Annotated in this window: 16 protein-coding genes; 8 read left to right on the top strand and 8 right to left on the bottom strand. The window is 69.9% G+C overall.

Going from position 1 to position 19,562, the window contains the following annotated elements; genetic code table 11:
• Positions 1 to 114: 114 nt before the first annotated feature.
• Positions 115 to 594: a hypothetical protein gene (locus ZRA01_RS08900; protein ID WP_141351372.1), complete on the bottom strand. Its 480-nt coding sequence runs from the start codon at positions 592 to 594 to the stop codon at positions 115 to 117.
• A gap of 305 nt (positions 595 to 899) precedes the next feature.
• Here ZRA01_RS08900 and ZRA01_RS08895 point away from each other — a divergent pair, with 305 nt between their 5' ends.
• Genes ZRA01_RS08895 through ZRA01_RS08880 form a run of 4 tightly spaced genes read left to right on the top strand, consistent with a single transcriptional unit; the run spans position 900 to position 4,921 of the window.
• On the top strand, positions 900 to 1,823 hold the full coding sequence (locus tag ZRA01_RS08895; protein WP_141351370.1) for a DMT family transporter: 924 nt from the start codon (positions 900 to 902) through the stop codon (positions 1,821 to 1,823).
• 24 nt (positions 1,824 to 1,847) lie between these two features.
• Positions 1,848 to 3,086 (top strand): benzoate/H(+) symporter BenE family transporter, encoded by a 1,239-nt coding sequence (locus tag ZRA01_RS08890; RefSeq protein WP_141351368.1) that lies wholly within the window; start codon positions 1,848 to 1,850, stop codon positions 3,084 to 3,086.
• Between the two features lie 19 nt (positions 3,087 to 3,105).
• Positions 3,106 to 3,549, top strand: a complete 444-nt coding sequence (locus ZRA01_RS08885) for a universal stress protein (protein WP_141351366.1) — start codon at positions 3,106 to 3,108, stop codon at positions 3,547 to 3,549.
• Positions 3,550 to 3,562: 13 nt separating this feature from the next.
• Positions 3,563 to 4,921, top strand: coding sequence for an MATE family efflux transporter (locus tag ZRA01_RS08880; protein ID WP_281279864.1), 1,359 nt, complete (start codon positions 3,563 to 3,565; stop codon positions 4,919 to 4,921).
• Between the two features lie 258 nt (positions 4,922 to 5,179).
• Here ZRA01_RS08880 and ZRA01_RS08875 read toward each other — a convergent pair whose 3' ends face one another.
• The 7 genes from ZRA01_RS08875 to ZRA01_RS08840 form a co-directional block, all read right to left on the bottom strand.
• Positions 5,180 to 5,713 carry a DUF6306 domain-containing protein gene (locus ZRA01_RS08875; RefSeq protein ID WP_141351364.1) on the bottom strand — a complete coding sequence of 178 codons (534 nt, stop codon included), beginning with the start codon at positions 5,711 to 5,713 and terminating at the stop codon, positions 5,180 to 5,182.
• A gap of 16 nt (positions 5,714 to 5,729) precedes the next feature.
• On the bottom strand, positions 5,730 to 6,341 hold the full coding sequence (locus ZRA01_RS08870; RefSeq protein ID WP_141351362.1) for a hypothetical protein: 612 nt from the start codon (positions 6,339 to 6,341) through the stop codon (positions 5,730 to 5,732).
• Positions 6,342 to 6,418: 77 nt separating this feature from the next.
• Positions 6,419 to 7,579 carry an NnrS family protein gene (locus ZRA01_RS08865; RefSeq protein WP_141351360.1) on the bottom strand — a complete coding sequence of 387 codons (1,161 nt, stop codon included), beginning with the start codon at positions 7,577 to 7,579 and terminating at the stop codon, positions 6,419 to 6,421.
• A 274-nt stretch (positions 7,580 to 7,853) separates the two neighbouring features.
• The gene (locus tag ZRA01_RS08860; RefSeq protein WP_141351358.1) at positions 7,854 to 8,372 is read right to left on the bottom strand and encodes a hypothetical protein; all 519 of its coding nucleotides are present in this window, start codon (positions 8,370 to 8,372) and stop codon (positions 7,854 to 7,856) included.
• 178 nt (positions 8,373 to 8,550) lie between these two features.
• Positions 8,551 to 10,566 carry an ABC transporter substrate-binding protein gene (locus ZRA01_RS20525; RefSeq protein WP_170182929.1) on the bottom strand — a complete coding sequence of 672 codons (2,016 nt, stop codon included), beginning with the start codon at positions 10,564 to 10,566 and terminating at the stop codon, positions 8,551 to 8,553.
• A 209-nt stretch (positions 10,567 to 10,775) separates the two neighbouring features.
• Positions 10,776 to 13,403 (bottom strand): beta propeller repeat protein, encoded by a 2,628-nt coding sequence (locus ZRA01_RS08845; RefSeq protein WP_141351356.1) that lies wholly within the window; start codon positions 13,401 to 13,403, stop codon positions 10,776 to 10,778.
• Positions 13,400 to 14,020, bottom strand: coding sequence for a hypothetical protein (locus ZRA01_RS08840; RefSeq protein ID WP_141351355.1), 621 nt, complete (start codon positions 14,018 to 14,020; stop codon positions 13,400 to 13,402). Before ZRA01_RS08840 ends, ZRA01_RS08845 begins: the two co-directional genes overlap by 4 nt.
• A gap of 414 nt (positions 14,021 to 14,434) precedes the next feature.
• Between ZRA01_RS08840 and ZRA01_RS08835 the strand changes: the two genes are divergently transcribed.
• The 4 genes from ZRA01_RS08835 to ZRA01_RS08820 form a co-directional block, all read left to right on the top strand.
• On the top strand, positions 14,435 to 16,693 hold the full coding sequence (locus ZRA01_RS08835) for a TonB-dependent receptor (protein ID WP_218028687.1): 2,259 nt from the start codon (positions 14,435 to 14,437) through the stop codon (positions 16,691 to 16,693).
• Positions 16,694 to 16,821: 128 nt separating this feature from the next.
• The gene (locus tag ZRA01_RS08830; protein ID WP_141351353.1) at positions 16,822 to 17,505 is read left to right on the top strand and encodes a Fe2+-dependent dioxygenase; all 684 of its coding nucleotides are present in this window, start codon (positions 16,822 to 16,824) and stop codon (positions 17,503 to 17,505) included.
• Entirely contained in the window at positions 17,502 to 18,617 is a 1,116-nt protein-coding gene (locus ZRA01_RS08825; protein WP_141351351.1) for an alpha-hydroxy acid oxidase, read from the top strand. Before ZRA01_RS08830 ends, ZRA01_RS08825 begins: the two co-directional genes overlap by 4 nt.
• Positions 18,618 to 18,724: 107 nt before the next feature.
• Positions 18,725 to 19,562: spherulation-specific family 4 protein (locus ZRA01_RS08820; protein ID WP_141351350.1), on the top strand; the 838-nt coding region annotated here is incomplete at its 3' end.

Genomic DNA, 19,562 nt, shown 5'->3' with positions numbered 1-19,562 from the left:
CTCCGAAGATGAACATCGACCCTCCAAGGGTCGATGTCGAGTGTTTTTGCATCAAGGTCGATGTGCCGGGGATGTCGGGCCGGGGGCTGGCCAGACGCCCTCCGGCGGTGGGGCTCAGGTGGGGGTGTTGTCGTCGTCGGAACCCTTGCGTTTCCGGTTGCTCTTGAAGCGCGGGTTGGCCTGGGCCTTCAGTTCGTCCAGCAGCGCCCCGGCGCCGCTGGCGCGGGCGAAGCGGTAGCCTTCGAGGGCAGCCTTGTAGAGGTCGCTGCCGAGGGCCATCTCGGTGTCGTTGGCACGCGAGGTGAGCATGCGCAGGCGGGACAGGATGGGGCGCACCTGGTCGAGGGCCTCGCGGTCTTCGCGGACGGCGTCCATGTCGAAGTCGCCGGGCAGCGCGCCGGGGCTGCGCTCCATCACCGAGAGAGTCTCGCGGCAGAAGACCTCGCTCTTGGGCCCCAGCTTGAGGAGCTCGCGGCGCTGCTCGGCGGACAGCTCGATGAAATCCTCGAGTTGCTTCTCGAGGGTGGCGAGGGTGCCATCGATGGCCTTCAGGGTTTCGGCGTCGATGACGAGGGAGGCGATGTTCTGGCGCATGGCGGGTGGGCTCCGGGGTGATGACGACAGGTTTATGTGGGCGCCGGATGGCGCGCCGTCGATTGTAGCCGGAGCACCCCGCAAAATACCAATGTTGTATTCAGGAGTGCTGTCCGGGCAGCCCACGAGTGGTACGACGGCGCTCTCGACCAGCCGGATTGTTCGATTGAATCGAACAGTGTTTTCACTCCTCACACCTTTATTCCCCCTCCAGAAACAACCAGAATGCGCAGCCTTGCCCCCGAAGGCACGCTGCCCCCTTGCCGCCGTGCCGCCGGACACACTGATCAACGAGCCCTGAACCCATGCGCCGCCCCCACTTCAACCCCTACCTGCTGCTCGCCCTCACCTCGCTGTTCTGGGCAGGCAACATGGTGATGAGCCGTGGCCTGCGGGCCGACCTGCCGCCGGTGGCGCTGGCCTTCTGGCGTTGGGTCACGGCCTTCTGCTGCGTGCTGCCGCTGGCGCTGCCCCACCTGCGCAGCCAGTGGCCGCTGCTCCGGGCGGCGTGGAAGAAGGTGGTCTTCCTGGGGGTGTTCGGGGTGGGCTGCTACAACACCTTCTCGTACGTGGCGGTGCAATACACCACCGCCACCAGCGCGACCCTGCTCAACTCCTTCATCCCGGTGGTCACCAGCGTGCTGGCGCTGGCCTTCTTCGGGCGGCGCCTGGCGCGGCCCGAGGTGATCGGCGGGCTGATCTCGCTGGTGGGGGTGGTGCTGCTGATCAGCCGCGGCAGCATCGCCACACTGCTCGGCCTCGAGCTCAACACCGGCGACCTGTGGATGCTGCTAGCGGTGTTCTCGTGGAGCCTCTACACGGCCTTCCTGCAGTGGCGCCCCCAGGGGGTGCACCCGATGCTGCTGCTGGCGGCCTTCATCGTGGTGGGCCTCGCGGTGATGGCGCCGATGTACGCCTGGGAGCTGTCCACCGGCGCGGCGATCAATCTCCACGCCGGCTCGCTGGCCGGCATCTTGTATGCGGGCGTGGTGGCGGCCTTTCTGGGCTTCGTGTGCTTCAACGCCGGCGTGGCCCAGGTGGGGCCGGCGGTGGGCTCGTTGTTCATCCACCTGATGCCGGTGTTCGCGTCGATCCTGTCGGCGCTGGTGCTGGGCGAAACGCCCGCCTGGTATCACTACGCGGGGATGGCGCTGGTGTTCGGCGGCATCCTGCTCACCACCCGCAAGCCCACGCCCGCCATGGCCGTCTCCCCGGCCGTGATGCGCTGAATTCATAAAACAAAAGGAAGCGCCATGCTCGCCCACCTCGAACGCCCAACCGCCCGCACCCCCGGCCTGCGCCAGATCTTCGCCGACTTCGGCCTGACCTATTTTGCCAACGGCCTGATCGGCTTCATCTTCTCGGCCACCGGGCCGGTGGCCATCATCCTGTCGGTGGGCACCCGCGGCGGGCTCAGCCAGGCCGAGCTGGCCTCGTGGGTGTTCGGGGTGTTCTTCATCAACGGGCTCATCACCATCGCCATGAGCTGGCGCTACAAGTCGCCGCTGGGCTTCGCGTGGACCATCCCCGGCACGGTGCTGGTGGGGCCGGCGCTGCAGCACCTGAGCTTTGCCGAGGTGATCGGCGCCTTCTACGCCACCAGCGCGCTGATACTGGTGCTGGGGGCCAGCGGCTGGGTCAAGCGGCTGATGTCGTCGCTGCCGATGCCCATCGTGATGGGCATGGTGGCCGGGGTGTTCCTGCGCTTCGGGCTCGACCTGGTGCGGGCGCTGCACAGCGACGTCGGCATCGCCGGCCCGATGGTGGTGGCCTTCCTGCTGCTGTCGGCCAGCACCGTGTGGGGCAAGCGGATTCCGCCGGTGATCGGCGCGCTGGTGGTGGGGGCGATCGCCATCGGCCTGCTCGGCCGGGTGGATGCCTCGGTGGTGCATAGCTTCGCCTTCGCCGCGCCGGTGGTGCAGGCGCCGGTGTGGAGCATCGGCGCGCTGGTCGAGCTGGTCGTGCCGCTGGCGATCACCGTGCTGGTGGTGCAGAACGGCCAGGGCGTGGCGGTGCTGTCGGCCGTCAAGCACCAGCCGCCGGTCAACACCATCGCCTTCGTGTCGGGCATCGGCGCGGCGCTCAGCGCCATGGTCGGTGCCGTGAGCAGCTGCCTCACCGGCCCCACCAACGCGCTCCTCACCTCGTCGGGCGAGCATCACCGCCAATACACCGCGGCCCTCACCTTCGGCATCTTCGGCGTGCTGTTCGGGCTGATGGCGCCCACCTTCACCGGGCTGATGCTGGCCGCGCCGAAGGAGTACATCATGGTGCTGGGCGGCCTCGCGATGCTGCGGGTGCTGCAGGGCGCCTTCGTGGCGTCGTTCGGCGGCGGCAAGTTCACGCTGGGGGCCTTGATCAGCCTGTGCGTCACGGTGGCCGACCTGGGCATCCTCAACATCGGCGCCGCTTTCTGGGGCCTGGTGGCCGGCTTCGGCGTATCGTGGTTGATGGAAAAGCGCGATTTCCAGGCCCTCGCCAACGCCAACTGAGCACACCAAGGAGACCCCCATGTTCAGGCATCTGCTCGTTCCCACCGACGGCTCCGACCTCTCCCGGCGCACCGCCACCCACGCGATCACCTTCGCCCGCGAGACCGGCGCCCGCATCACCTTCTTCGCCGCGCTGCCGCAGCACCCGGTGTCCTTCCACGAGGGCTACGGCCTCACCGACGCGGGCACCCGCGAGCGCCTGATCGCCACCGCCGAGCAGCAGGGCCGGGCCATCGTCGACCCGCTGGTGGCCGAGGCCGCGGCGGCGGGCGTCACGGCCGAGGCCGTCGCCACGCCCTGCGCGACGGTGCACGACGGCATCATCGCCGCCGCCACCCACCATGGCTGCGACCTGATCTTCATGGCCTCCCACGGCCGCCGCGGCATCGGCGCGCTGCTGCTGGGCAGCGAGACCCAGAAGGTACTCACCCATTCCAAGATCCCGGTGCTGGTGCACCGCTGACCCGGCCCGCCCCTTGACCGCTCACCCCGCCTCCGCTGGCGCCATCGTGCGCCAGCTGTTCCACCACGCCTGGCCCATCCTCATCGCCCAGCTGCTGTCGATGGCGATGATGATCGCCGACACCCTGATCGCCGGGCGCTACGGCACCCTCGACCTGGCCGGGGTGGCCATCGGCAGCAGCTTCTACATTTCGGTGGTGATGCTGCTGGGCGGCATCCTGCAGGCGGTGGCGCCCACCGTGGCCCACCACGTGGGCGCCGGCCGCCACGCAGAGATCGGCCCGGCCCTGCAGCAGGGCTTCTGGCTGGCCGCGATGCTGGCGCTGCCGGGGGTGGCGATGCTGCTGGCGCCCGCCCCGCTGCTGGCCCTGGCCCAGGTGCCCGCCGACGTGGCGGCGCTGGCTGGCGATTACCTGGCGGCCACCGCCGCGGGCCTGCCGGCGCTGCTGTTCTACCGCGCGTTCTACGCCTTCAACAACGCGGTGGGCCGGCCGCGGGCGCTGATGGCGATCAGCGCCATCGTCACCAGCATCCACCTACCGCTGGCCTGGGCGCTCACCAACGGCGCGGCGGGCCTGCCGGAGCTGGGCGGCGCCGGCTGCGGGGTGTCGACGGCGATCATCAACTGGCTGGCCCTCGGCTGCGGGCTGGCCTACCTGGCGCGCAACCCGGCCTACCGGCAATACCGCATCTTCAGTGGCTGGCAGGCGCCCCACCCGGGTGAGCTGGGCAAGCTGCTGCGGCTGGGGGGCCCGATGGGGCTATCCACCTTCATCGACATCAGCTCGTTCACCCTCATCGCGATCCTGGTGGCACGGCTGGGCGTTGAAACCGTGGCCGGCCACCGGGTGATCTCCAACTTCACCGGCGTGATCTACATGCTGCCGCTGGCCCTGTCGATCGCCACGATGGTGCTGGTCGGGCAGGCCGTCGGCGCCAACGACCCGGCGCGGGCACGCCTCACCGCCCGGCTCGGGATGGGCCTCGCCGGCGGGCTGGCGGTGCTCCTCGGCATCCTGCTGTGGCTGCTGCGGGAGCCGCTGGTGACGCTATCCACCACCGACCCGGCGGTGCAGGCGGTGGCGCTGGGGCTGGTGCTCTACCTGTGCTTCTACCAGGGCTTCGACGGCCTGCAGACGGTGGCCGCCCACGCCCTGCGCGGCTACAAGGTGACCCTGCTGCCGATGCTGCTGCACACCTTCTGCTTCTGGGGGATAGGGCTGTCGGGCGGCTACTGGCTGAGCTTCCACGCCCCCTGGCGAGCTGGAGCGCCGTCGGTGGCGGGCTTCTGGGAGGGCTGTGTGCTGGCCACGCTGGCCGCCACCCTGCTGTTCGGCGCCCTGCTGCGGCGGGTGGCGAAGGAGCGGCTGTAAAGGTAAGCACGCTCGAGAAGCCTCCCTCCCCTGACAAGGGGAGGGCCGGGGAGGGGTTCGACGCGCGCTGAGCGTGGACTCACGCAATCAGCCACACCACCCGCCTCCGGCGTCTCTCAAGAAATCGCAGGGCCGCCCCATGTTTCCTTACCCCCGGGGGGTGGGCTGAGCGAAACGCCAGGCCGTGGGGGTGCTCAGGGCGACGTGCCAGGCCGAGCCACCCAGCGCAGCAGACCTCGCCCCACAAGCGCAACCGTCTCAGCCTGCCGGCAGCCCGTCGAGGGCGGCCTCGCAGGCGTCGATGTTGGCCAAGTGGGAGCGGCGCATCTCCTCGAGCATCGTCCGCGCGTAGGCGTCGGTGATGGCCGGCAGCAACTCGTCGATCTTGCGCACCACCCAGGCCTGGCCCTTGTTCACAAAACGCAGGCGCGGCACCAGGCCTTCGATGGCCAGGGTCTTGCCGACGAAGGCGCCGGTCTCGTGGGAGGCCGCGCCGCCGAGGCGGCGGAGGGTCTGATAGAGCTGCACGGCGTTGGCGCCCTCGTCCTTCTGAAGCGCGCCGAGCAGGTCGTGGAGGGGCGAGCGGGCATCGACGCTGTCGCGCAGGATCGCCAGCACACGGGCCCCGGCGCGCTCGGCTTCGAGCAGCGCGTTGAGCCCGTCGACAACCTGTTGCGCGGGCCCGTCGCCAAAGTAGCCGGGGAACTCGGCCGCGTAACAGGGCGGCGAGCTGCACGGCTTGTCGCCGGGCGGGTTCGGGTCGTCTGAGGGGTGAGCTGAGGGGTGGGTCACGATATCCTCCTGGCGCTCAGGCGGCGGGGCGGATGACGAAGATCTGCGGATCGTCGCCGTGCTCGAGCAGCACCCGGCGCACCCGGTCCTGCCACAGCTGGCCAAAGTGGCGGGCTTCATCCGCGCTGGCCTCACCTTTGATGCAGGCCTGCATCAAGGGCGCCATCTGCGGGTCGGCCGGCACCTGGCGCAGGTGGGCCACGGCGTCGACGGCGGCGCCGGTGTCGACGCGGGTGAAGCGCAGGTCGAGGGGCTGGTGGGCGTCGAAGGCCAGCAGATTGCGGCGGTCGAAGCGCCCGGCGAGGCCCTTGAAGCCGGTGTCGGTGGTGACGCCGGTGAGGAGGCTCACCACGTTGGCGATGACGCCGGTGACGCCGGCCGTGGCGGGCTCGCAAAAGGCCACCCGCACGCCGCCCCGCTCCGGCAGCGCGTCTCCGTAGAGCGCCCGCAGCGCCTGGCGGGTGAGCCAGTAGGCGCTGGCGACGGTGGGGCAGGAATGGCCGGCGAGGCGCACCGCGTCGAGGTAGGCGTATTCGATGACGCCACCCTCGAAGGCGCCGAGGAACTCCGCCAACGGGTCGCGCAGGCGGATGCGCGGCACGGCATCGAAGAATTCTGGGTAGTGCATCGGGCCTCCTCGGGTCGGAAAACGGCAGCTTGGCGGCGGCGCGCGGCGGCCGCCTTGATCCGGGTCAGGCGCCCGGGTCAATGCTCCTTGCCGTCGATGCGCGGGGCGATGAGGCGCGGCAGCAGGCGCAGGCCGAGGATGCCGAAGCCCAGGAACCATGCCCCCGCCGACAGGTGCACCCAGCGCCCGTAGGCCGCCGGCACGAGCTGGGGCAGCACGACGCGCAGCACCAGCGCCGTCAGCATGATCCACAGCACGAGCTTGTCGCCGGCGTCGAACACCACCTTGCGGCCGGTGTGGCCCTTGGAGATGCGCACGAACATCGCCGGGATGATCAGCCCCATCACGCCGACGGTGAACAGATGCACCGACACGCTGCCCACCCAAACCCCAGCGCCGAGCAGGCCAGCGGCCTCGACCAGCAACTGGGCGACGATGGCCAGATAGCCGAGGAACATCACCGCCAGATCGATGCGCGTGAAGCCGAGATCCGGCCGCCAGCCCACGAAACGGGCGGCCAGCAGCGCCGCCAGCAGGCCGAGGAGCAGCGCCGCCGGCAGCACCGGCAGCCAGGCCTGGAACACCAGCGCGAGCCCGAGCAGCTTGATCGCGCCGTCGAGCCAGGGCTTGCGCAGAACCTCCACCTGAAACAACCCCTTCATGAACTGGGTCAGGGTGCGCTCGAGCATCAGCAGGAAGGCCATCCGGTACAGGCCGATGGCCATCGTCACGCCGGCATGGAAATGGGGCTGGTCGAGCACCAGCAGCTTGGCGGCCAGAAAGGCCGGCAGCACGACGTAGAAAAAGGGATTGTCGGCGAAGCTGTCCTGCCCGCGGTGGCGCAGCAGCGTCCACAGCAGCATCGCGACGATGGCCGCCAGAAACAGCAGATTGGACAGCCAGAACAGCAGCGGCGGCCAGCCGGCACCGAAGGCCATGCCGACGCGCTCGATAACCCACGCCGCCGCCAGCCCGACCAGCGCGGGCCCGTGCCAGCCACGCACCTGCACCCAGTTTTTGGTTGCGGTGAGCAGGAAGCCGCCGAGCACGGCCCAGCCGAAGCCGAAGAACATCTCGTGGGCGTGCCACTGGAGCGCGCTCACCGGGCTCGCCGGGGCCGGCAGCTTGCCGGTGAACATCAGCGCCCACAGCAACGGAAAGGCCAGCCCGGCCAGGCAGGCGAGCAGGAAAAAGGGGCGGAAGCCGACGAGCCAGAGGGGATGGGCAGACAGTTTCATGGGCAATCGGATGAGGTGGCGCAAGGCCAGCGATGGCGAAAGCCTACGCCCTCAGGATTGCCCGAGCCTTGACCCGGAACAGGCCGCCCGTCCCGTCCGGTGGCCGCAGCGCTGGAGAGGCATGTGATTGATGTCGGCAACCTTTAACGCACCCATGCGTCTCCGCCCACGCCGAGGCAGGCAGGGCCTCGGAAGGCTCTCGACGAAACGCAGGGCCACCCAAAGTCTGCTCAATCCTCACGGCGGGCGGGGTGAGGCCCGGCCATGGGGGCGCTCAATGGCCGTGGCCGTGTCCATGCCCGTGGCCGCGCTCGCCACGGTCACCCCTCCCGCCCCGCCCACGCTCGTCGTTGAAGCGCTCCCGGCGCTCGTCGCGGCGGTGGTCGGAATAGTCAGGCCGGCCGTAGTCGTAGCCATAGGCCCGCTGCGGCGGCGCATCGACGCGCTGGTAGCCGTGGTGCTCGCGGTAGCGGGGCGCGTAAACGTCGCGATACCAGCCGTCCTGCACGAAGTAAACCGGGTAGCCGCAGGCGTTGTAACGCCCGCAGTAGCGGTTCCACTTGCGGGCATGGCCGGGGGGCACGCGCAGGTAAAGGGGCTCCCGCACCACATGGACGGGCGCTGGGCGGATCACCATGGGCTGCGGGTACATCACCATCGGCTGGGGAAAACCGCCGATGTCCAGGCGGCCGTAGAAGCGCGGGTCGCCGATGCTGATCGACACGCCCACATCGGCCGCCAGGGCGCCCTGGGCGAGGCTCGCCAGCGCCACAGCACATAAAATTCGCTTCATCTCGAAATCTCCAGGTTGAACCGGTGACGCCCTGCCATCGTGCCGTACCCGGGCGCGGCCCGCTGCGACGGGCGACACGCTCGGGTTGGGCCAACTCTAGCGGGGCGATGCGAGACGGGCTGTAAGCGACTGTAAGCGCATGCTGCAAGAGCCGCCCGGGAGACACCCCGGCGGCACCTCAGGCGGCCAGAGAGAAGACCGTCACCCGGTCGCGGCCGCAGTGCTTGGCGGCGTACATGGCCGCATCGGCGTGGAGCGTCAGCGCGGCCTCGTCGGCGCCGTGGTCGGGGTATAGCGCGACTCCGATGCTGGACGACACCTCGACCCGCAGGCTGGCCAGGTGGAAGGGAGCGGCGAGGGCCGCGCGGATCTTCTCGGCGACGGTGGCCGCATCGGCAAGGGTGTCGATGAGGGGCAGCAGCACGACGAACTCGTCGCCACCGAAGCGCGCCACGGTGTCCGATTCGCGCACGCAGCCGCGCATGCGGATCGCCGCCTGACGCAGCAGCTGGTCGCCCACCGCATGGCCGTAGGCATCATTCACGGGCTTGAAACGGTCGAGATCGATGTAGAGCAGGCCGACCCGGTGCCCGTTGCGCCGCGCCGCAGCCAGCGCCTGACTGAGCCGATCGCTCACCACTGCGCGGTTGGGCAGCTCGGTAAGCATGTCGTGCTGGGCCATGTGGGCGATTCGCGCCTGGCTGGCCCGGCGCTCGGAGATGTCGCGGGCCACCCCGTGCAGCTCGAGCACACCGCTGGCGGGGTTGCGGCAGCAGGTGCTGAGGACTTCCACCCACACCCCGTCGCCATGCTTGCTCGGCAGGCGGAACTCGTCGGTGCGGAACACCGGCGTCCCCGGCGAGAGGGACAGGAAGGTGTCGACCCCTTTGCGGATGACCGTCTTCACCTCGTCGGCGATGGCGGGGTCGAGGGCACCCAGCAGGGGCGTGCCGATCAGCTCGGCCGGGGTGTAGCCGAGCAGGCGCTCGACCGAAGGGCTGACGTAACAGAAGCGCAGGGTTTCGGCGTCGGCAGTCCACACCACGTCGAGCATGGTTTCGGTGAGCAGACGGTATTTCTCTTCGCCGGCCTGCAGCTCGGCCGCCGCCCGCCCAGCCTCGGCCACGCTGCGCTTGAGGCGGCGGTTCATGCGGTAAACGTACAGCGCCCCGGCGCTCACCAGGGCGGTGAGCGCGAGGGTCAGGCCCAGGTAGGCACGCAGGCCTTCCAAGTCGGCGCTGCCGTCGGGAGCATACAGAAAGCCGGCAAAGTCGAAATTCGCCGGCAACATGCCGATGCCCTCGTAGGTTTCGGCGATGTGTTGCCAGCGCCCCTTGTTCATGTAGCCGATCTCGACCATGTCGGCACGGATCAGCGACTGCATCTGGCGGGCGGCGAAGAGCTGGAAATCCCGCGAGACGGCGGGGGCATAGCGCTCGTGGATCAGCGTGGCGATCTCGCCGGGGTGGGCCATGGCGTACTCCCAGCCCCGCAGGCTGGCCCGGCGGAAGGCCCTGGCCAGGTCGGGCCTGGCCTTCAGCAGCGACTCGGAGGTGAACAGGTTGTCGCCATAGAAATCGATACCCACCGAGCGGGGCGTGAAGATCTGATAGTCGACGCCGGCTTGGTCGAGAAAATACGGCTCATACGACAGATACGCCGACATTGCATCGACCTTGCCGTCGATGAGATCCCGGGTGTTGAAACTGTGCTCGACAACAGTCAGCCGGTCGTCGGCGATGCCTTCCCGGCGCAAGTAGGCGGTGAGCTCGGCCATCGCGGGCTCGACCATCACCCGCTGGCCGGCGAGATCATGCACCGACTGGGCGGCCGACTGGCGCCGGGCGATGTACACCGCCGGCGAGTGCTGGAAGATCGTGGCCAGCACCACCACTGGCCGGCCGGCGTGCCGGTCGAGCAACAGGGCGCTGTTGCCAACACCAAAATCCGCCCGCCCCGAGACGACCTGCCCGACCACATCCAGCCCGGGCCGGGCCTCTTCGATGCGCACCTCGAGCCCGGCATCCCGGTAGTAGCCCTTCTCCAGCGCCGCGTAGTAGCCGGCAAACTGAAAGTTATGGGTCCACTTGAGCTGCAGCGTCACCGGCGTCGCCGCCAGCACGGGAAAGCCGAGGGCAAGCAGCAACACGGCCCCGAGCGCACGCAGCGCCGGGCCCGGCAGTATGGATGTCATGAAGCGCTGAAAAACCGGCATCGCAGGGCTGGAGATCAAAGACACGGTTTTTAACGGCCGCGACACCTGCAAATTGACCCCTTTGTCATCGAAAAATCCCATGTCCGGCAATTGCCCACCGGCAGCGGCGGCGGGCTGCTCTAAACGATCACCGCCGCCGGGTAAAGGACGCGCCCCTCGCCCCGCGGGCCGGCAGCTCAGCCCGGCGATCAGGGGCACTGGGCCGCGCGCGGCACGCAGATCCGGCAGCTCTCCCCGCCGGGCTCGCAGCACTTCTGGCCGGTCCGGCAGCCACGGGTGCCGCAGGCCCGCACGCAGCGCGCGAAGCTTTGCGCGCATTGGGCGGCGGTGGGTTGCCCTGGCGTGCCGGCGTCGGCGAGGCAGCTGTCGCGGTCGGCGGAGCAATCGTCGGCGCAGGGGGTGGGTGCCTCGGGCGGGCTGGGCAGCGGGTAGGCAACCCGCCACGCGCCGCGGCCCTGGGTTCCGATGTACAAGCGGCCGTTTGCGCCATCCGCCTCGAAATGGGCGGTACGCGGGCGCGGGATCACCGGGTTGGCGGCCCCGCCGGAGTTGTCGGTGAGGGTCGTCCAGGTGGCGCCGCGGTCGAGGCTGAGCTGCAGGCCCGAGTCGTAGCCGCCGACCACGATGGTCCTCCCGTCGAGGGGCGAGAACGCCAGCAGCGTCGGCTGGGCGTAGCCCGAGAGGTTTGGGCTGAAGCCGGTCGGGCCGAGGGCGCTGCGCATCAGGAAGGCCCCGTTGGCGGTGAGCCGCGTCTCGAGCCCGGGGATGCGCGTCCAGGTGGTGCCGCCGTTGGCGCTGCGCATCATCTGCAGGCTGGGCCCGGCCACCACCGCGGCGATGAAGCTCTGGCGGTTGTGGGGGTCGACGGCAAACAGCGCGAAGCGCGACGCCTGGCCGGCAGAGATCACCGGCGGCGTGAGCTCGACCCATGTGCCGCCGGTGGCCTGGCCGTCGTAGCGGAAGACCCGGTCGCTGCCGCTGCCGTCGCAGGTGCCCGACTGCACGAAGAACGACAGCTGCCCGCCGCTGCGGCTGACGCTCACCGAACAGCCGGCCGCCGGCAAGGTGCCGAGCCGCGTCCACGCCACCGTGCCGGCGGTGATGTCGGCCGTGCGCTGCAGGCCGGTGCCGGTCAGCACCACGTAAACATTGCCCTCGATCCAGGCGATCGACTTGCCGAAGTTGAACGACACGATGCCCCCGGGCGGCTGGCTGGCCACCGGCAGCAGCAGGCCGCCGCTCATCCCGCCGCCGCGGCGGAACAGCCGCACCGCCGGTGGCGGGCTGTACACCCCCAGCGAATACACCACCTGATTGGGCTGGGCGCCGCTGCCGAAACCGTCGCAGCATTCGCTGTGGTTCCAGGTGGGCGGCGTGCTGGCCGCCGTGCGGGTGCCGATGGCGCCGTTGTCCTGGGCCAGCATGTAGGCCTCCTCCTGGCCGGCGCCGCTGAGGGCTGCGCCGCTCAGGTTCCACAGCCACAGGGAGCGCGGCGTGCGCTCGGGCTGGTCCCAGGCCGGGGTCTGGCAGGCCGGGTGGGTAGCGCGGGTGTTGCGGTAAACGCCGCCGTCGTTGCTGAACAGCACCGGGCAGGCGCTGGTGGCGACCATCGTCGCCGGGCAACGGGCCAGGCAGGCGCGCAGGCGGCTGGTGCAGGTGGCCGGCCGGGTGAGGCCCTCGGCGGCGCATTCCCGGCGGTCGGCCTGGCAGCGGGCGTTGCAGGCCGGCGAGACGACCCGCGTCTCGGGTGGCCGCGGGTCGAAGGCGACCCGGCCGGCGTCGGCGTGGGCGCCGGTGCTCACATTCACCCAGCTACCCGAGGCCGGGCAACGGTTGCCGGTGCCGTTTGCCGGGCGCGCGCAGGCGGCGCGAAACAGGCTCACGTCGCCAAACCACAGATCGAAGCTGTCTGTGCCCGTGCGGTTAGTCATCACGAAGGGGATGCGCCCCTGGCGGGCCGGGTTGACGTAGGAGCCACCCCAGTTGCCGCCACCGTCGTCGGACTCGAAGATGGCGGTGCCGCTGGTGGCAAACAGCACGCCGCTCTCGTGGGGCGACACGGCCAGGGAGCACACACCGCCGGGCAGCGGGTTGCCAGCGGCGGCGGGGCCGCTCCAGGTGGTGCCACCGTCGGTGGAGCGGCGGTGGCCGATGTCGCCGCAGACGTCGATACCGCCGCCGTGGACGATCACATCCACCAGACGCCGGGCGCCGCCGGCACCCATCGGGTTGAGGTAACGCCAGTTCTGCCCCCCATCGGTGCTGACGGCGAGCCCGCAATTGGTGGCCGCATAGACCCGCTCCGGGTGGGCCGGGTCGAAGGCCACGCCGAAGCCGCTGAGTTCCTGCACCGCGCGGTTGTCCGCGCAGGCGCCGGCCGGCGGGGTGGCCGAGGCCGGGCGCATCCAGCTGAGGCCGCCGTCGCCACTGCGCAGGATGCCGGCGCGGGAGTCGGTGCGCCCGTCGAACAAGGCCGTCGCCACCAGCACCTGCGAGTTGCCCGGCTGCACCGCCACCCGCCAGGCGGCGGTGGCCAGGAAGTTGTCGAGGCGGTCCCAGGTGCGCCCCCGGTCAGCGGTCTTGTAAAGCCCGCCCCACTCGGAGGCGGCGTAGTACACGTTGCCGTCCTGCGGGTCGGCCGCCACCGACTGAATGCGGCCGCCGGAGCCGCCGTTGGCATTGGTGGCATGCAGCGAGGAGCGGATGGGGTTGATCTCGTCGATGGCGATCTGGGCCGACGCCGGCATACAGGCAAAGGCGCCCAGCGCTGCCAGCGCCCAGCGGACGGCCGGCGTGTGGAGCATGGAGCGCTTCATCTTGGCCTCCGGGCCGTGGGCTTGGCGGGGCTCGCCATGTCCATCGGGCAGATCGCCGCCTGGCAGGCCAGGGCGTCCACCTCGGAGGCGGCGGGCCGGATGAAATAGGTGCGGCCGGGCTCGGCCTGGTCGAGGGTGACCACCGAATCCGGCGACTCAGGGTTTTCGACCGCGCCCCGGGGCAGGCTCAGAGGCGACAGCGCCGCCCCCGCCGCCACGCTGCGCACCGCGATGCTCTCGAGGCCGGGGGCCGGGGCGTCGCCCCGCCGCGGCATCGGCGCGCGCGAGGTGGCGAAGCTGCCCTCGCCCCGCCGCGCCGTGGGGCTCGCGCCCACCAGCGGCAGGGTGATCGCCCGGCCCCGCCCAAAGCCATCCACGTAGGTCGTGATGTCCAGCGCCGACGGCGGGCCGGACAGCGTTTTCGGCACGGCACCGTTGCCGCGGGCCGAGGCTTCACCGTGGGGCATGTGGATTTCGATCAGCGCGTTGCCGATCTCCGTCTGGCTACAGAACGAGCGGCAGCTGCCCCAATCCACCACCGCCTGCCCCCAGGCCAGCGGCGACAGGGCGAGCATTGCCCCGGCCCGCAGCAGCGCGTCTCGCATCGAACGGCTCATGGCTTTCCTCCTCCCGGACTCCCTGGTGCACAAGCGCCACCTTGCGCGGCGCCCGACGCCTCCGGCATTCACCAGGCATGAGGCGCCGGGCATCTTTTCACCATAGATCAGCCCAACCCACATGCAAGCGTCTTTCGCCGGCCCCCTGGCCGCTTCCGCCCTGCCCTGGCGTTAGGCGACGGCCCGCCTCCTGTGGCGCAGGTGTCACGGGATGGAAGACCGGGCAAGCCGCCCATACACCGAAATACCATTGCGAATCATTCTCACTTGCATTAATATTGCAAGCAGATCCTTCGAGCAAGCCAGCCCCAACGCGCCCATCGCCACGCAGCCAGCCAGCCACAGGTCACGAAAATCCTCGGCGCCCGCCCCCGGGCGCCCTCATTTCCGGAGGCCCCCAGGGCATACAGGCACATGGCACACAAGAAAAGCCGTCACCGGCACATCCCCAAACAAGCAAACCCCGCAGCCACCGGCGAGCGGGCCATCCTGCCCCTCGGCGCACTGATGTTCGCCGCCTCGATGAGCAGCTGGGCGCAGACCGCCGACGACGACACCAAGACCCTCAAGCCGGTGGTGGTGAAAGCCACCGCCGAAGCCGAACCCAGCGGCAAGGACAGCCTGCGCACCACCACCACCCGCATTGGCAAGGGCAAGCAGCAACTGCGCGACATCCCCCAGTCGGTCACCGTGGTCACCGAGAAGCTGCTCGACGACCGCAAGGTGGACACCGTCAAGGAGGCCCTCAAGATGACCTCCGGCGTCACCTTCCTGGCGGCCGAAGGCGGCGAGGAGGACATCCGCCTGCGCGGCTTCCCCCTCAACACCACCGGTGACCTGTTCATCGACGGCATGCGCGACCCGGCCTTCTACGACCGCGACACCTTCAACATGGACCGCATCGAGGTGATGCGCGGCTCGGCGTCGATGCTCTTCGGCCGCGGCTCCACCGGCGGCGCGGTCAACCAGGTGAACAAGCAGGCCAAGCTGCTCGATGAAAGCCAGGTCGACCTGACCCTCGGCAGCTACCAGTATCGCCGCGTGGTGGCCGACGTTAACGTGAAGACCGGCGACGACTCGGCGCTGCGCCTCAACGCCATGCGTACGCTGGCCGACAACAATGGCGCCGGCACCAGCCTCGACAAATACGGCTTCGCCGCCGACTACCGCTGGGGCATCGGCAGCCGCGACGAGTTCGAGGTGAACTTCTTCTACCTGAACAACAACAACGGCATCAACTACGGCCTGCCCTACATCCGCAAGAGCGCCACCAATGCCGCGCTGACCACCATCCCGGTCGATCCGTCCAGCTACTACGGCACCCAGAGCGACTACAACCACGGCTCAGCCGCCTACGCCACATTTGCCCACACCCACCGTTTCTCGGCCGACACCGAACTCGTCACCAAGATCCGCAAGGGCGACTTCGAACGCGATCAGCGTGCCAGCACCGTGCGCATCGCCGGCGCGGCGCTGCAGCCCGGCGGCGTGCTCGCCACCCGCGAGAACTTCAGCAACGCCACCGTGCTCACCCGCGGCGTTCAGAACAAGATCCAGAGCATGGAGAACCTGTTCGCCCAGAGCGACCTGTCCACCAAGTTCGAAGCCCTCGGCCTCAAGCATGAGGTGCTCACCGGCGTCGACTTCGCCTGGGAGAAGAAGATCGTCCGCGGCGCCCGCAGCGCGGCCCAGGGCGGCGTCACCATCCCGGCCAAGCCAACCACCACCATCGGCGCCGGCGGCACCGGCTGGGTCGACGAAGACGCCCGCGTGATCGGCAAGACCAGCGAGTTCGAGAGCCTGTCCGGCGGCGTGTACGCCCAGGACTTGATCCACGTCGCCCCGCACTGGAAGCTCCTCGCCGGCCTGCGTTACGACGGCATGTCAGCCCAGTACGACGCCTTCAACCTGGCCACCAACGCCGTCACCAATTACCAGCAGTCGATCTACAAGATGAGCAACCGCTTCGGCTTGCTCTTCCAGCCCTCCGACCGCCACTCCTTCCACCTCTCCTACGGCACCTCGTTCAACACCTCGGGCGACACCTATTCGTACAGCACCGCCACGGTGAACACCCCGCCCGAGAAGAGCATGAACGTCGAGCTCGGCGCCAAGATCGACTCCGCCGACCGCCGCATGAGCAGCCGCTTCGCCCTGTTCCGCGGGGTCAAGCTCAACGAGCGCAACACCGACCCGCTGCTCAACATCGCGGTGCTGTCGGGCAAGCGCCACGCCACCGGCTTCGAGACCGACGTGATCGGCAAGATCACCCCGCGCTGGGAGGTCTACGGCTCCTACACCTGGATCTGGGACGCCGAGATCGACAAGGGCGCCGAAGGCACCGAAGGCGAGGGCCGTCGCCCGTCGCTGATCCCGAAGCACCAGGGCTCCCTGTGGAGCACCTACCAGGTGGATGAAAAGATGCGCGTCGGCATCGGCGCCAACGCCCGCACCAAGATGACCCCCAACCGCAACCCGGTGAACCTCTACTCCGACGGCTACGTCACCTATGACGCCATGGCCGAGTACGAAGCCATCCAGGACAAGCTGACCCTCAAGGCCAACCTCATCAACCTGACCAACAAGTTCTACGCCGACTCCATGTACGCCAACGGGCATTACGTGCCCGGTGTCGGCCGGACGGTTTACATCACCGGCTCCCTGAAGTTCTGAGCCACGCGGGGTGGGGTGGCCGGCGCTTGATCAAGCGCAAGATCGCCCGAGGCGGAAAATTATTTAATGACTCTCATTCTCAACAAATCCTTTGCGCCTCCTCACCTCCACCCACAGTCCCTTCAGCCATGCTCCTCCAGATCCCCGACCTCCTCACCCCCGACGAAGTCCGCCAGGCCCGCCAGGCCCTCGTGGGCGCCCCCTGGGCCGACGGCCGCGACAGCGCCGGCCCCCAGGCCGCCACCGTCAAGAACAACGAGCAACTGCCCCACGACTGCGCCCCGGCCACCTTCATCCGCCAGCTCGTGCTGCGAGCCCTCGACCGGCATCCGCTGTTCCTCACCGCCGCGCTGCCCAAGAAGATCTTCACCCCGCGCATCAACCGCTACGGTGGCGACACGCCCTGCTACGGCGCCCACGTGGACAACGCCATCCGCTTCCGCGCCGACACCGGCGAGCGGGTGCGCACCGACGTGTCGTGCACCGTCTTCCTCGCCGACCCGGCCGACTACGATGGCGGCGAGCTGCTCGTCCAGGACACCTACGGCGCCCGCGGCGTCAAGCTGCCCGCCGGCCACGCCGTGCTCTACCCCGGCACCAGCATCCACGAGGTCACCCCCGTCACCCGCGGCCACCGCCTCGCCTGCTTCTTCTGGGTCGAGAGCATGGTGCGCAGCGACGAGCAGCGCCGCCTGCTGTTCGATCTGGATATGGCCATCATGAAGCTGCGCGAGAAACACGGCGAAACCGCCGAAGCCGTCGCCCTCACCGGCACCTATCACAACCTCCTGCGCATGTGGGCCGACACGTGAGCCCGCAACCCGACACGCTCCCGCCGGGCGTCATCAGCCTCGCCGACCACGAAGCCCACGCCGCCGGCGTCCTCGACGCCAACGCCTGGGCCTACTTCGCCGGCGGCGCCGCCGACGAGACCACCCTCCAGCACAACCAGGGCGCCTGGCGCGAGCTGCCGCTCCAGCCCCGGGTGCTGCGCCCGCTCGCCGGCGGCCACACCCGGCTCGAACTCCTCGGCCGCCCGCTCGCCCACCCCATCCTGCTCGCCCCGGTGGCCTACCAGCGCATGGCCCACCCCGACGGCGAACTCGCCACCGCGCTGGCCGCCTCCGCCCAGGGCGCCGGCCTGGTGCTCAGCACCCAGGCCAGCCTGCCGCTCGAGCTCGTCGCCCAGGCCGTGCGCGACGACGCCGACCGCGGCCCCCTCTGGTTCCAGCTCTACCTGCAGCACGACCGCGGCTTCAACCTCGAGCTCATCCGCCGCGCCGAAGCCGCCGGCTACGAAGCCCTCGTCCTCACCGTCGACGCCCCCTGCCACGGTGCCCGCGACCGCGAGCGGCGCGCCGGCTTCCGCCTGCCGCCGGGCATTTCGGCGGTCAACCTGGCCGGCCTGCCGCCCCGCCCCGACGCGCAGCTCGGCCCTGGGCAAAGCGCCCTCTTCGACGCGCTGCTGGGCGGCGCCCCCACCTGGGACGACATCGCCTGGCTGCAGGCCAACACCCGCCTGCCGGTGCTCCTGAAGGGCATCCTCCACCCCGACGACGCCCGCGAGGCCGCGCGCCTGCGGGTGGGCGGAATCATCGTCTCCAACCACGGCGGGCGCACCCTCGACACCGCGCTGCCCACCGCCGCGGCGCTGCCGGCCATCGCCGACGCCGTGGGCGGCAGCCTGCCGCTGCTCGTCGATGGCGGCATCCGCCGCGGCACCGACGTGCTCAAGGCCCTCGCCCTCGGCGCCAGCGCGGTGCTCGTCGGCCGGCCCTACATCTTCGGGCTCGCCAATGCCGGCGCACTGGGCGTCGCCCACGTCATCCGCCTGCTGCGGGACGAGCTGGAGATCGCCATGGCCCTGTGCGGCTGCCGCACGCTCGCCGACATCACCCCGCGCCTCATCCCTCGCCCGGCCTGAAACTGGCGTCGGCAGTCGTCGTGGGGTGGTAGCCCGGGCAACAGGCGAAACGGGTATATTCGTGACAAATTCCTCATTCACGCCCGTCCCGGAGCCCGCCTGACGCCATGAAAAAAATCCTCTCGTCTCTCGCCGCCTCCGTCCTGGTCGGCCTCACCGGCGGCACCGCCCACGCCGCCCCGAAGCTGGAGCTGCTGGTACCTGCCTACTTCTACCCGGCCGGCAGCGGCAGCGACAGCTGGCAGGCCCTCGACGACGCTGCCGCCCGGGTCGGTGTCACCGCCATCGTCAACGTGAACAGCGGCCCCGGCGACACCCTCGACCCCAACTACCTGGCGGTGGTCGAATCCCTGCGCGCCGCCGGCGGGCGGGTGCTGGGCTATGTGCACACATCCTGGGGCGGGCGTGACAGCGCCGTCGAACAGGCCGACGTGGACGCCTACCTGGCCCGCTACCCCCTCGACGGCTTCTTCATCGACGAGATGGCCAGCGACACCGCCAATCTCGCCCACTACACCAGCCTCTACACCTACATCAAGAGCAAGGGCGCCGGGCTGATGGTGCTCGGCAACCCCGGCACGCCCACCGACCCGGCCTACCTCAGCAGCCCCGCCGCCGACGTGTTGATCAGCTTCGAAGGCTACGCCGCCGACTACGCCCAGCTCCCCGCGGGCTACTTCGACCCGGCCTTCGCCGGCCGCCTGGCGAGCATCGTCCACGGCGCCAGCGCCGCCCAGATGGACAGCTTCGTCGCCGACGCTGCCCCCCTCGGCCTCGCCATGATCTACGTCACCGACGACACCATGCCCAACCCCTACGACGTGCTGCCGAGCTACTGGCAGCAGGAGGTGGAGCGCGCCGCCGCCGTGCCGGCCCCCGGCGCGCTGGCCCTCAGCGGCGCAGGCGCCCTCGCCTGGCTCGCCGGCCGGCGGCCCCGCCGCAGGG

The organism is Zoogloea ramigera, assembly GCF_006539865.1.
In the GTDB taxonomy this organism is placed as follows: Bacteria; Pseudomonadota; Gammaproteobacteria; order Burkholderiales; family Rhodocyclaceae; genus Zoogloea; species Zoogloea ramigera.
The sequence above is the reverse complement of the archived record's forward strand: the minus strand, read 5'-3'. Positions and strand labels throughout refer to the sequence as shown.